Source organism: Sphingobacterium paludis (assembly GCF_004364125.1).
Classification (GTDB): Bacteria; Bacteroidota; Bacteroidia; order Sphingobacteriales; family Sphingobacteriaceae; genus Sphingobacterium; species Sphingobacterium paludis.
Window position 1 is genome coordinate 107,031 of record NZ_SNZV01000004.1, and the last position, 13,590, is coordinate 120,620.

Annotated in this window: 10 protein-coding genes; 7 read left to right on the forward strand and 3 right to left on the reverse strand. The window is 42.5% G+C overall.

Annotated features, from left to right (window positions below):
* Nucleotides 1-171: 171 nt before the first annotated feature.
* From B0I21_RS08680 to B0I21_RS08690, 3 genes are all read right to left on the reverse strand, one after another.
* Nucleotides 172-1,941 (reverse strand): fimbrillin family protein, encoded by a 1,770-nt coding sequence (locus B0I21_RS08680; RefSeq protein WP_133640089.1) that lies wholly within the window; start codon nt 1,939-1,941, stop codon nt 172-174.
* A gap of 20 nt (nt 1,942-1,961) precedes the next feature.
* The gene (locus tag B0I21_RS08685; RefSeq protein WP_133640090.1) at nt 1,962-2,141 is read right to left on the reverse strand and encodes a hypothetical protein; all 180 of its coding nucleotides are present in this window, start codon (nt 2,139-2,141) and stop codon (nt 1,962-1,964) included.
* Between the two features lie 1,183 nt (nt 2,142-3,324).
* Complete coding sequence (locus B0I21_RS08690; protein ID WP_133640091.1) at nt 3,325-3,924, reverse strand: Crp/Fnr family transcriptional regulator; 600 nt, start codon at nt 3,922-3,924, stop codon at nt 3,325-3,327.
* Nucleotides 3,925-4,712: 788 nt separating this feature from the next.
* On the opposite strand from B0I21_RS08690, the gene B0I21_RS08695 reads away from it, so the two are divergent.
* From B0I21_RS08695 to B0I21_RS08725, 7 genes are all read left to right on the forward strand, one after another.
* Nucleotides 4,713-5,651, forward strand: coding sequence for a DUF5106 domain-containing protein (locus tag B0I21_RS08695; RefSeq protein WP_133640092.1), 939 nt, complete (start codon nt 4,713-4,715; stop codon nt 5,649-5,651).
* A 40-nt stretch (nt 5,652-5,691) separates the two neighbouring features.
* Complete coding sequence (locus tag B0I21_RS08700) at nt 5,692-6,822, forward strand: MraY family glycosyltransferase (RefSeq protein WP_133640093.1); 1,131 nt, start codon at nt 5,692-5,694, stop codon at nt 6,820-6,822.
* 476 nt (nt 6,823-7,298) lie between these two features.
* On the forward strand, nt 7,299-7,490 hold the full coding sequence (locus B0I21_RS08705; RefSeq protein WP_133640094.1) for a hypothetical protein: 192 nt from the start codon (nt 7,299-7,301) through the stop codon (nt 7,488-7,490).
* A 10-nt stretch (nt 7,491-7,500) separates the two neighbouring features.
* Nucleotides 7,501-9,033: a hypothetical protein gene (locus tag B0I21_RS20285; protein ID WP_208292305.1), complete on the forward strand. Its 1,533-nt coding sequence runs from the start codon at nt 7,501-7,503 to the stop codon at nt 9,031-9,033.
* 534 nt (nt 9,034-9,567) lie between these two features.
* Nucleotides 9,568-10,776 (forward strand): MraY family glycosyltransferase, encoded by a 1,209-nt coding sequence (locus tag B0I21_RS08715; protein WP_133640095.1) that lies wholly within the window; start codon nt 9,568-9,570, stop codon nt 10,774-10,776.
* A gap of 22 nt (nt 10,777-10,798) precedes the next feature.
* Nucleotides 10,799-11,758 carry an NAD-dependent epimerase/dehydratase family protein gene (locus B0I21_RS08720; RefSeq protein ID WP_133640096.1) on the forward strand — a complete coding sequence of 320 codons (960 nt, stop codon included), beginning with the start codon at nt 10,799-10,801 and terminating at the stop codon, nt 11,756-11,758.
* Between the two features lie 26 nt (nt 11,759-11,784).
* Nucleotides 11,785-13,581 (forward strand): ABC transporter ATP-binding protein, encoded by a 1,797-nt coding sequence (locus tag B0I21_RS08725; protein WP_133640097.1) that lies wholly within the window; start codon nt 11,785-11,787, stop codon nt 13,579-13,581.
* Nucleotides 13,582-13,590 lie beyond the last annotated feature (9 nt).

A 13,590-nucleotide genomic window follows, 5' to 3' on the forward strand; every position in this document is an offset into this window, starting at 1 on the left:
ATGAATCGGCTGACGTCTCTGCGATGAATGTAGCGGCTAAACTAGAATGCTACATTCCCCGGCGCTTGTGCATGAGTACGCGGGTCAAGCAAAGGAGACAATGTCATATCGGCCTTGTCTCCTTTTAACCTTCTATTCGGTAGCCTACAGGTAGGCTAAGATTTCGCGTTACTAGTTAAATCTTACACAGCGAATACTTCTGCCTTCATTCAGGACGCTGGACGTGTCGGGGTTCAAGCCGCCAAGAGCCCGTGAAAAGTTGCTGAGGTTGTTTGTTGATCCCGATAAATTTGGGCCAGCGTAATTCATCCTGAGATAGACTGGGCGTCTAACAGTTGTATTGGTATTTGCGTTTGTCTGATCGTCATAATTATAACTAGAATAATGACCCTGGCCGTTGAGTTGTGTGCCTGACATTGTTGGTTGTTGCTGTAATATTCCATTCGTTGTTCGGAAACCATAAAACGCTAGACGCACTTGATCCATATCTGGATAGGCACTGTTGGCAGGTTGGCTTGTGCTTCGGTCCCAGTTTGCCACAATGCCGAGGCCGCCCGTGCCGGGGAGGTTATAGCCCTGAATAGAACTGGGCGGTCCAAGGTCAGATGCAACTTCTATATAGGACGGGAGTCTCCAGGTGCCCGCTGGATAAACTTGTTGGCAGGGGTCTACGCCATCGAATGGGATGTTAGGCATAGATGTCCCGAAGTTCCACAGGTCGACATTCGGATCAAATATATAGTTTACAGGATGCGGCCGGAAGCGGTACCGAAAACCCTCGGCAGCGGTGGCGGCATAGGTCAGGTTTGATCGAGCCCAACGAACGGGGGATGAGCCTACCCGTATACCGGATTCAATCAGTCTTGCGGAGATGGCATAGCTGCTGCCGCGCACCGGCGAAAATCCGGAACCAAAGCTAATGCTGTTGTCTGCAAAGGTTCGCGTGCTGCCGTCGTCAAGCGTCAGGAGTAAGGGGTTGAGCCGCAACTGTAGACTGCCCGCTGCTACCGCCCGCGGGCGAACCGTGTAGATTGTTCCTACGCGCAAGGCCGGGTCGGTATTAGTCATGTTGTTTGAGCTCAAGGCAACGGGTTGAAAATTAGAGAAGCTGCTGTCCCGCACATTGAAATCAGCTGTTTCGCTGAGTGTTTCGCCACCATTAATCACAAAGGAAATAGTGGAATTGGCCGCTATATTGCCAAACATGCCGCGGGAGTCCACAGTCAACTGTATCTGCGAGGTGTATCGTTTAAACACGATGTTTAAATAGTTTTGGCCAGTCTGGGTGAAAAGTGTTCCGGAGGCATATAGAAAGTCTTTATTCGCGATGTCTGCGGCGGCTACCACATTGTTGGATACGTTTGGCGAGGATGTCGTCTCATTGGTCGATACGGCTACCCACGTGTAGTTAAAGCCTGAGGCGATGCCCACATCAGGAAAGGTTGATCCGGTTGCTTCCGTATTGACGATAGGTTCGGTTTCGTTTTCCCTGTATATTAATAAGCGGTAGCGCACGCCGCCGTCCAGAGGTTGTCTGGCTATCAGCGAGCGTTGGGCCGATAGGCGTGGAGCATCGTCTCCTTTCTGGGTGTGGTCGGTTCCTGCTGATGCAGGGTGTGTTTTAACGATCTCGAAATCGACATCAAAATCTTTTAAAAGCTGGATTTCGTGTTCTTTGCCGTCGTCGGATAACGAATGCTTTACGCCTAATAAGTTATTCATGGGTGAATTTGTGGTGACCGGCGGCCGAGATTCGTGTTTTGCCTGAAGATTAATCTTTGTGTTGGCCACGACGTAATCTTCCAATCCACTAACGCGTACGACTAGAGACGCGTCCCGGTTTGCTTCGTTATTGCGATCTTTTGAGCAGCCAAACAGGGCGCTGGCCGAAAGGATACATAGCATCAGCCTGAAAAAGGCCGGGGAATTTTTGTTTATCATGTTGCGGGTGGTTTCTTTGGTTACAAATCGAAGTCATTGGAAAATCCAGGATCCGTTTGTATGTCATCTATATACGGGGAGTTGTCTACGGCGGAGTTTCCAGGATTTACACGCGCGCCCGTCGACATGGCTGCCATCGAAGATTCTAGCCAAACGATCGTGCAGGTAACGTTTGGAGAGGTGTAGGTCTTTTTATCCATATTCATAATTTTAATTCTAAAAAAACTTTTGCGCAACTCGCGTGCCAGACTGTAATTTATTTTCACAATAATCTTAATATGCGGCTTTTAGTCTCTGTGTATTGTAGTTTTATGATGAAAATACATTTTATATGTAAATTTTTGTCTACAAATAGACGTTTATCACCTAGTGTGTGGCAAAGATCTTTGTGGTTATTTCGCTACAAATTAAAACCTGAAAAATTTTAGATTAGTAGTGTACTTTCGATTTATTTAACTAATGAATGATTATGAGGAACTTTTTATATTACCGATAAAGTATAGTGTTATTCTTTTGTTATATTATTTTGAAATGATATTTTTTAAGTGCTATTCAGGTCATTTGACTTTTCTTGTATATTTTATAAAAATCTATCTGTATGATAGTTTTTGTTCCATTACGTTTATCTAGCAATACGGACGTCTGTATTAGAAATACGACAGTACCCCGTATTAAAATGTAGACAGTAGATTGCTTCGGAAATTTTTTGATTTGAATAGCATACATACCTACTGACGTTTATAAGTGGTTTTGGTTATAAATTTTGTTGTAAGCTATAGTTATTCAGTAATTTGTGTTTTTTTTTGTCCATATCCTTGGTTTCCGAATGGCGGGCAGTATGTTGCTATCGGGATATCGAGGTGCATACCTAGCGGGCTCAGGAAAATGCAGCTTGGCTTATTGTCCCATTTTTTATTCGATCGCCAGCGTACATTGGCTAATCCTTGCGGGTATTTTGTTTCTTTTTGCTTTAAGTACGCCTCTTTTTTATCTTAACGACCGTTGGCCTATAGTTTTATTGGGCTTTAATATGTTTAAGTAGGGAGTGGTTTTTTTACATGTATTTTATAGTATATGTTACATTTATTTCCTTAGAACGGCAATTGTAACGGAAACGATTGATAGATTCCCGTATACAAGTAGGTTAAAATAGTTGTGCGTGAATATAGGTTGCGCGGTGTTGAGGTTTGTGTAAGATCGTGGGATTATGGCAAATAATCTTCCTTACTGCCCCGTTCATCCGATCTAATTTTTAGAAAACAGCTCTGTTGGACAAAGCTCGTTTTTTGGATGGGTAATTTTGTACAATGCGTTGTGCGGCTGAGATAGAACACGGGACGTTTGGGTATTGCTGTTATCTAGGCGAAGCCAACTGAAAAGTCGTTAAGGGCGCTCTACTTTTACTTTAATACGGCACAGCGTTTCGAGTTTCATATTAAGGTAGGAAGCGATGTATTTGAGCTTGACCCGGCGCAGCAGGCTTGATCGTGTAACGAGAAATCGTCGATAGCGTTTTTCCGCGGAGGGAAGTCGGCACAAAAATGCGCGCTCATCGGCATCTCTATAGTAGCGTTCTAGAATTTTTCGTCCAATAATATTTGCTTCATAATAGGTGTCGTACATTTCGTTTAGTGCTGTTTGCTGGATACCGATCAAGGTGGTGTCTTCCAATGCCTGAATGTATTCTTCAGTTTCAATCGCTAAGCCGAGATTGCGTACGCTCCCTACAATATTGTTTTCTTCGTTTAGCCAAGTCGTGATCTCGTCGCCTTCTTCTTTGATAAATCCACGCACCAGTCCCTTCACAATAAAATACAGTGTTTCGGTATTATCTATCGGGCTCCTCAGAAATTTTCCTTTTTTGACATGAAAATAGTTGCAATGCTGTATCAGGAACTTGGTTGCTTCGGTGGAAATGGGGTGGATGTGGTTTAGAAAATCTGTTATTTCCCTGAAATTTATTGTTGATTTCGCTTCGGCCATTTTGGTGCTTTATGTGTCGCATTTCCTGCGTTTTGTATTGCAAAAATACATAGTTGAAAGCGTTTTCCAGTAGGGGGTTGGCTTTTTTATTTTGGATATGATCAGCGTACTCGGTTTTTCTTCTTATCACCGAGACGAAAAAGTAATTGACATTTATCAATGGAACGTTTGTTTGATCATAAATGTATGTATGCTATTGCTATTTTTGCTGCCGATAATTGCGATCAAAAAACAATTTTAATGAAGGTGCAGGGTTAGGCTTTCAGTAAATCATACTATTAACTGTCGGAAGAGAGCTTGATATTAATTATGCGTATACCGAGGATGAACGCTAGTTGGGCTTTGGAAATTCGTCGTCCTGTAGTGCTTTAAAGGCCACTTTTGGAATTAGAAAAATATTGTCGGCCAGTTTTTTTTGCCGAGGCCCGGGGAGGGTAGGCTGTCTCGATAAGAACAGCCTTTTTTTATTCCAGGAAATGTCCTAGTCTTCGATTTTGCTGCCGTGCATGTTGAAGGCTGCGGCTTTCAGCAGGCTTTTTCATTTTTTATTAACCGCGTCGTAATTTCAAGATTCTATTCAAAAAAAAGTGTAAAAAATAGTAAAACCGGTTTTTTTAATTATTTTTAGCTGCTTGTGGATAACGTCTGATGTGTGCTGCTCGAACCGTTTTTACGGTGTGCTTTTCAGGCGTAGTGTGTTATGGAGATTATTACAAACAATACGTTCAGCTTTCTGTTAATTCTTTACGGATGGATAAAATATATTTTTTGGTGTTAAGTATTGAGGTATGGGTGTAAGATTCTTTTTGATTTCCGCTACCAAACTTGCACGTTCACCGCATTTGTTGTGGTTGTTTGTACTGTGTGCATGTATGGCCTGCTCGCAGGAGCGTGCAACACACCATGATCATGATGCGCAAGCACAGGCCATTCCCGAAGAGGAGACGGCATCTACGGCCGATACCTTGCTCGCGCGCTATTGGATAGGCTATAATTTTCACGACGAGAGCAATCTTACCAATCCGGATAAGGGCGAACAATCGCTCGTAAATTTTATCAATCTGTTTCCGTCGTCTAGTCCAGATGTTGTTTCTCGATCCATCAAGACAATGCTTTCGCAAGCGCAACGTGAGCCCATGGCCCTCGATTTTTTTATGAAGCAGTATGAAAAGTATCTGTACGACCCGAATTCACCAATGCGGAATGATGTATACTATTTGCCTGTGATGGAATTCAAGCTAGACTCTATGCGCTTAGAAGAGACGGAAAAAATAAGAACGAAAAGTAAGCTGGCCCTGCTCAGAAAAAATTTGCCCGGTGAAAGAGCCGCGGATTTCTCTTACATATTACCCAATGGCGATCGCGGACGTTTATCCAAGTTGTCATCACCGCTAACGGTGCTTTTCTTTTATGAGCCAGGTTGTTCCCATTGCGAGGAGGCTATTCAGCAGTTGAAAGATTATCCATCCATAAACACAGCGATTGACAATAAGTCTTTGGTATTTTTGGCCATCTACCCTTTCGGGGGAGAAGATGTTTGGAAAGAATACCAAGGTAATCTTCCGCGAAACTGGATAAATGGTTTCAATGAAAAAGACGAGGTGATCACAAAAAATTTATATGACTTGAAAGCGACACCGACTATATTTTTGTTGGACGCCGATAAAAAAGTCATTCTTAAGGATACAGATGTAGTGCAGTTGTTAGCTTACCTGGGCTTAAGGTAAATGTGGGTTATCCTTCGATGTAGATACAAATAATGTTTAGATGAAAGTACTTGTTGTTATCCTGCCGTTTATTATTGCTATTGCGCTAGGGCGTGTGATTATTCCCTATATTCTTTTTATTTCCTATAGAAAACGTTTGTTTGACCCGCTTGATCTGCGGAAATCTCACCACCAGATAACCCCACGTTTAGGAGGTGTGGCTTTTGCTCCCGTGCAAAGCTGCCTTTTTATCTTATCGGTGGTTATCCTTTATAAGGTGAATTTTGTCGCGTTGGGCATCAATACGGCGGAGATATTCCCCATGTTTACGCTGTTGCTCTGCGGCATGGTGATCCTGTTTCTGGTTGGCTTGGCCGATGACCTAGTCGGCGTAAGTTACCGATGGAAATTTATGGTACAAATATTTGTGGCAGCATTATTTCCGCTATCGGGTTTATGGATCAATGATTTGTATGGCATTCTCTTTATCACCTACTTGCCCATTTGGGCTGGTGTGCCCTTGACAATTTTTGCAGTGGTACTCATTATCAATGCTGTTAATTTGATTGACGGTATTGATGGACTTTGTTCGGGGCTTATCATGGTGGGCTGCCTATTTCTCGGGGTTTTATTTACCTGGTACGATGCTTGGTTGCATGCGCTATTTGCATTTATAACGGCCGGGGTGCTGGTGTCTTTCTTTTATTTCAATGTGTTTGGTGCATTCAAGCGCCGGAGGCGAATCTTTATGGGCGATACAGGAAGTTTGACATTGGGCTACTCCATCGCTTTCCTTTCCATAAGCTTTGCCATGAATAACGAAGATATCAAACCCTTCTCAGAGGGCGCTATCGTGACCGCTTTTTCAGCGCTTATCGTTCCTGTATTTGATGTGAGTAGGGTGCTTTTCGTTCGCTGGCGCGACAAGCAGCCCTTGTTCAAAGCAGATCGTAACCATTTACACCATAAGTTTCTGCGTTCCGGCATGTCGCATCACAACGCCATGATTTCTATATTACTGTTGGCCCTTTTCTTTTGTTTGTTCAATTTCTTTGCGGTGCAATACATCAGTAATAACGTGGTCGTGCTTTGCGATGTACTGCTATGGGTAGCTTTTCTGCTGACTTGGAATATGATAGAATACCGCAAAAAGAGAGTCCGAGCTCAAAAAATCCAGTTTTTGAATGATTAAATTCAAATTTTCAGTTTCCTTTAAAATAAAAAATTACTCAATAATAAATTTGGAGATATTTCGGTATTTATACTATCAAATCTGGCTTTAACCCTATTTTAGCTTATCTTTTCATTTATTTTTGAAATTTAAATTCCCGCTTTTGTTTCTTTTACACTGCTGCTAACTGTTGACTTTTGTCAATCAAATAAGGCCTTAATCCTTCTTTTAATGCATTTGTAGCGCTGCGACTACAAGCGCCTTTTCATTTGATTGTACAAACAGCTACCTTTGTAGCACAATGAAAAATAATAGATAGTCTATGAAAAATCAGTTGGATTTGTACAAAGCATCAGCGATGATGGCTAGAATCTAAATTAACCCTTAGGTTTAATTTAATTTTATAGTTTATTTTTTTTAATTATTCTCAACGAAAGGGGTGGGCCTGGATTTTTTTGCCCTTTGCGTTGGGTTGATATGGAAGACACCTTACAAAAATGGAAAAAACAACAATGGAAACATCAGCCTTGAAACGTCGCTACGTGACGCCGGAAATGTTTATTACTTATCTGGAGTTGGAATGCTCTATCGCTGCTGGATCTGCCACGGTACGCACGCATGGCACGAATCAAGACGTGTATCAAACATGGGATGTGGAGCTGGATGATAACCGAAAAATTGACTTTTAATAACTGCGTTATGAAAATGCTGATTAATTTAAAATACACCGTTGCCGCGCTCGTTGCATCCTTATTTTTGTTCGCTTGTTCCAAAGAAGAATCGGTCTCTATTGATGGTCAAGCTCGGGTTGCTGTGGCATTCGAAAGCGTCAACGAAGTCGAAACTTCCATAAAAATGAATGCTGCTTCTGGAAACTACGTTGCACAGCAAGTAACCGTTCCTTTTAATGATGATTTTGAACTGGTTGCTACGCTGCAGACGCAGCATGCGGTGCAGATAGGGCGGAAGGTCTATACACAGGGAAATGCTGCATCTGCGACCACCTCAAAAACAGTGTTGCCCAATGGTACTTTGTACCGGGTAGTCGTTTACGACCAATCGGAAAATTATGTAGCGGATCGTGTTTATAAAGTGGGCGAGCCTATCACGAATGTGTTTCTATTGGATGGCGGTAAAACGTACACCTTCCTCGCCTATTCCGTAAACAGCAAAGATGATCTTCCTTCGTTGAGCAATCAGCAAAAGCTGGCTGATGTCAATCTGGTTAATCTTAATGGCAGTGCTAACTTGATGTTTTTTAAGCGCGTAGTGACCGTAAAGGGGGGAGAAAATAACGTGAGCTTGGTTATGCGAAATTTGTTTAGTCAGATCACCACGACAATCGATGCCAATGCAGTTGGTGTGATTGATGAGTGTTCGGCATTTATTTCACCTCATTACGGTACCGTCAATGTGAGATTGAAGGATTCTACAATTACCTACCTGGGTTCCACCGTTTCTCAAAATTTATCGTTCGGTGGTTTCAATACGAAGAAGATCGTTAGTACTGCTGCTGTGCTAAACCATGCAGAAACGACCAACGGTATATTGACCATTAAAAAAATCATAGCTGGCGGTACCACGCGAGAAAATCTGGTGATCAATAATCTCGAAATCACACCGGGGGTAAAGTACAACCTAAATCTTACGCTCAGTCCGAAGAATGGCATTAGCATAGCAGGTTCTACCTGGGCACCTGGAAATCTGGTATACAATAATGGTAACTATGGCTTTGCGGAAAACCAAGGTATGTATGGTGATCAGTGGCAGGTTAATGCACTATTGCCTATTGACAGGGGGGCAGGTAGCGAAGGGCAGCAAGCTTATGATCCTGCAAAAGATCCCTGTACGAAAGTTACTTCCCATGGCGGAAACTGGCGTACCCCGACAGTCCAACAATTACAGAGCATTACCGGTGCGAACCGTAATGAAAAGCCGATCTTTCATGTACGCTATGATATGGATGGGCAACCTCGGGCCAGCTATAACGGTGTTGGCGGATTGTTCGTCGGTACAACCACTCAGCCCGCCCCATCGGATATCGATCGATATCTATTTCTGCCCTATGCTGGCGAGCGGAACTGGGGACAAGGTTCTATGGGCACCTATTGGACTGTTACGCCATCCAGTGCAAATAACGAACGTTTCCAATTTAATACAGGCGATGTGACCTGGCCATATAGCAGTCAGTACTATAACGCCGGCGGAAGTATTCGCTGTGTGAAGAAATAATCCCATGTTAACCTAACAATGCTAAGGGTTGTATCGTGTGTCATGATATGACCCTTTTCTATTGCTTAGCTTGTTTTCAAGCACACGACCATGTGCGTTTGCTCTTCTTTCCTCTGCATCGAATCCACATGTTCGAATGACAGCGTGCCCCTCTTTTTTCTCCTTGGAACATGCGCGATTATTAAACAGGTTTCTGGTGTTTGTTGTACTGTTTGTAGGTCTTATTCTACAGGCCTTTCCAGTTTTTCGCAGACTCGGTAAACCACTGTAGCGCTTGGTCTACAGAAATTTTTAAATACCGGGAAAAGCTAGTCTACATCGGGTGGAGGCTGTATTTTTGCCCTATGAATCGTGGGTGATGCCTTTCCGAACTGTTTAGTAAAAAGAACGAAATAGACAATGAAACCATCATGATTTATTTAGTTACAAAGGGATATGGGTAACCCAGAAAACGCGTCCAGGAATGCCATTCAACACATACACGCGGTGAATGAATCTGATCGCTTCATCACCATCAAATAACAAATAATACGAATGAAAATTTTATTTATACTCGCTCCATTTTTTATTGCACTCTACCTCGGTCGGATTATACTTCCTTATGTCTTTCTGGTTTGTTTTAAGAAAAGACTTTTTGATCCTATTGATAAGCGTAAACTCCATGCGCAGTTCATACCGCGTTTGGGTGGCGTTACATTTGCACCCGTGCAATGTTTCTTGATGACGTTTGCCGTGGTGGTGTTTTATAAGTACAATTTTGTGGATTTAAGTGTCAATACGCAAGAGGTCTTGCCGATGTTTCTATTACTGATCTGTGGTTTGGTTATGCTTTTCCTCGTTGGGATTGGCGATGATCTCGTTGGCGTAAGTTACAAGTGGAAATTTGCTGTTCAGCTGTTTGTTGCTGCTTTGTTTCCGTTATCAGGCTTATGGATAAATGACCTGTATGGCGTATTCTTTATCACCGCTATTCCGGCCTACGTAGGCATGCCATTGACGATGCTGGTTGTTATATTGATTATTAATGCGGTAAACTTAATTGATGGGCTGGATGGTTTGTGTTCCGGATTGATCGCGGTCGGCTGTATGGTGTTAGGTGTGATGTTTGCTGTTCAAGGAGCCTGTCTGCATGCGATGTTTGCCTTTATTACGGCAGGCGTGCTCACGCCGTTTTTTTACTTCAATGTGTTCGGTATCAAAAAGCGCCGACGTCGCATTTTCATGGGGGATACGGGTAGTCTTACCTTAGGTCTTTCCATTGCATTCCTTGCTATTAGTTTCGCGATGAACAACGCGGGCATAAAGCCCTTTTATGAAGGCGCGATTGTCGCAGCTTTTTCTGTACTGATCGTTCCTGTTATGGATGTGCTACGGGTGATGTGGGTGCGCAAGCGGGCCGGAAAGCCTTTGTTCCAACCCGATCGAAACCATATTCATCACAAGCTGTTGGATTTGGGGCTGTCTCACCGGACGGCAATGATGAGTATACTCGCATTAGCTACCTTCTTCGCTGTGTTTAACAGTGTCATGGTCAATTACATTAGCAATAACATCGTTTTACTTTGGGATCTTATTTTTTGGTCAAGCTTCCACATGGTGCTGAATAAAGTAGAAAGTATACGGACGATGAGAGCTGTTCAGGAGTTAATGAGCGCCGAAAACAAATTGGAGAATACTGAAAATAAAAAGCTAAATTTACAGGATGTATCATTGAAAAATCTCCAGTTGGAGAATGTTCGTTAATCCTTAAATTAACTAACTTCTTATGAAAGTTACCGTTATTGGCGGATCCGGATTTGTAGGGACACGCCTGATTGAGAAATTGCTTCTAGAAAACAGTATTGAAATTGTAAATATTGATAAAAAACAAAGCGAAAGTTATATCTCGCTTACACAGATCGGCGATGTCTGTGATGTTGCTGGCCTAACGAGTGGACTACGCGGGGCGGATGTGGTGGTGCTGTTGGCCGCGGAACACCGGGATGATGTCTCGCCAACGTCTTTGTATTACGATGTCAATGTCCAAGGGATAAAAAATGTGCTGGAGGCTATGGAAGCCAATGGCTGCAAACATATTATTTTTACCAGTTCTGTCGCCGTATATGGCTTGGATAAAGAGAATCCCGATGAGCAACTACCTGCAGATCCCTTTAACCATTATGGCAAGAGCAAGTGGCAAGCGGAAGAGGTGCTGCAGGAATGGAGCAAACAGCACAGCGACTGGACCATTTCCATTGTGCGCCCCACGGTGATTTTTGGAGAAGGCAATCGCGGCAATGTTTGGAATTTGCTCAACCAGATTGCATCCGGAAAGTTTATGATGATCGGCCCGGGAACCAACCGCAAGTCGATGGCCTATGTGGGCAACATTGTCGCTTTCATCCAGTTTCTTGTCGAAAACAAAACGGTGGGTTTAGAAGTTTATAATTATGTGGATAAGCCAGACTTCACAACAAATGATCTCGTTTACCATACCGGCAAGGTGCTGAACAAAAAAATCCCGACCCGCCGCATTCCGTATTGGTTAGGTATGCTAGGTGGATATGGTTTTGATGTGCTTGCTTGGGCAACGCGAAAAAAATTGCCCATTAGCTCCGTCCGGGTGAAAAAGTTTTGTGCCGTAACGCAGTTTGATTCTAGCAAAGCGATGGGCTCAGGCTTCACACCGCCATTTACCATGGAGGAAGGCCTACGTCGAACTTTAAAATCGGAATTTGGAAAATAGTTATACATCTAGCGTATCTTAGTTTAGTGAATACATTAAAGAAACTGATAAAGAAATACTTTAAAAACTTCCATTATTTCTATCGTTATTTACGCCATAGGGTATTCGTAGTTGTAACGCTGACCTTCCTGTTTGGTGCCATGGATGGTTTGGGCTTAAGTATGTTTTTGCCGCTTTTCCAAATAGCAGCCGATCGGAATGAAAGCGGAAGCGCAGCAGAAACTGATGATGGCGGGTTGATGCGCTTTTTCGAGTTTTTCCATATGGAATTCAACTTAGCTAATATGTTGATTTTGATGGTTGTCTTTTTCGCGCTAAAGGGATTGTTTTTTTACTTCAAAGGTGTTTACGACGCAAAAGTTGCCCGCTACTTTATTGTAAATACCAGAAGGAATCTGTTGGCAAAATTCTCTAGCCTTTCTTTCCAGCATTTTGTGAAGTCTGATGTCGGGGCTATTCAAAATTTGATGACTGTAGAAATCAATACGCTGCTTTATGGTTTCCGAGACTATCTCATCATACTCCAAAAAGGTGTTATGGTTGTGGTCTATATGGGCTTTGCATTTGCGATGAATGCTGAGTTTGCCATTCTTATCATGTTGGGTGGAGTAATGTTCAATTTTCTATTTCAATGGATCTATAAATCGACATTGGCAGCTTCGCGTAAACTGGTAGGTGAAAATAGCGATTATCAAGGATCTATAATTCAGCTAGTAGCCAATTTTAAATATTTGAAAGCGACCGGCTTTATTCATAATTATGCGAAGAAGGTTACAAAAAATATTGAAGGGCTCGAAGCTGTAAATTATCGAATTGGTAAACTGGGATCCATTACCGCCGCAATTCGTGAACCTATTCTTATTTTTATTGTAGCTGCTGTTATCTTGTTGCAAGTGTACGTACGCGGTAGCGCACTTAGTACAATCATTGTCAGCTTATTATTTTTCTATCGTGCGTTAACGAACTTAACGGATTTACAAAGCCAATACAACTATTTTTTGGGTAAAGTAGGGACGATGGAGAACGTCGACAATTTTGCAGATGATCTGGAGAAAAATCACGAACAAAATGGGAGTTTAGCTTTTGAAAGGCTTCAACAATCACTCTTGTTACGTGACTACAGTTTTAGTTATGGTGAGCACAAGGTACTCAGCAATATAAACCTCGAAATCGAAAAGAATACCACCTTGGCCTTAGTTGGCGAGTCAGGAAGCGGGAAGTCTACCTTGGTCAATGTAATCTCGGGATTGCTTATGTCTAACGAGGGAGATTACTTGGTAAATGGGAACAAGATTGAAAATTACGATACCCAAACCTTTCAGCGCAAGATAGGCTATATATCGCAGGACACGGTTATATTTAATGCAAGTATCTACGATAATATTACCTTATGGGCGGAACGAAATAGCGATAATTTGCGACGTTTTCAGCAAGCCGTTGAGAAAGCTTCGCTGGATCAATATATAGAGAGCTTGTCGCTTAAAGACCAAACCATGTTGGGAAATAACGGCATAAATATGAGCGGCGGACAAAAGCAGCGAGTGTCTATAGCTCGGGAATTATTTAAGGAGGCTGATATTCTGATCTTGGATGAAGCAACATCAGCTTTAGACTCGGAGACGGAAAAAAATATCCAAAGAAACATAGACGCCTTGCAAGGACAGTTTACGATCATTATTATAGCCCATCGCTTAGCGACTATAAAAAATGCAGATACGGTGGTATTGATGGATCAGGGTAAAATAATTGCCCAAGATAGCTTCGAAGGGTTGAAGACTAAATCAGAGCGTTTCAAACGCATGGTTGAATTACAAGAAGTATAGCGAATAGCT

Bases quoted from the DNA above. Each gene is read 5' to 3' on its own strand.
- B0I21_RS08680 (WP_133640089.1), bottom strand. From the start codon at position 1,941: ATGATAAACAAAAATTCCCCGGCCTTTTTCAGGCTGATGCTATGTATC.
- B0I21_RS08685 (WP_133640090.1), bottom strand. From the start codon at position 2,141: ATGGATAAAAAGACCTACACCTCTCCAAACGTTACCTGCACGATCGTT.
- B0I21_RS08690 (WP_133640091.1), bottom strand. From the start codon at position 3,924: ATGGCCGAAGCGAAATCAACAATAAATTTCAGGGAAATAACAGATTTT.
- B0I21_RS08695 (WP_133640092.1), top strand. From the start codon at position 4,713: ATGGGTGTAAGATTCTTTTTGATTTCCGCTACCAAACTTGCACGTTCA.
- B0I21_RS08700 (WP_133640093.1), top strand. From the start codon at position 5,692: ATGAAAGTACTTGTTGTTATCCTGCCGTTTATTATTGCTATTGCGCTA.
- B0I21_RS08705 (WP_133640094.1), top strand. From the start codon at position 7,299: ATGGAAAAAACAACAATGGAAACATCAGCCTTGAAACGTCGCTACGTG.
- B0I21_RS20285 (WP_208292305.1), top strand. From the start codon at position 7,501: ATGAAAATGCTGATTAATTTAAAATACACCGTTGCCGCGCTCGTTGCA.
- B0I21_RS08715 (WP_133640095.1), top strand. From the start codon at position 9,568: ATGAAAATTTTATTTATACTCGCTCCATTTTTTATTGCACTCTACCTC.
- B0I21_RS08720 (WP_133640096.1), top strand. From the start codon at position 10,799: ATGAAAGTTACCGTTATTGGCGGATCCGGATTTGTAGGGACACGCCTG.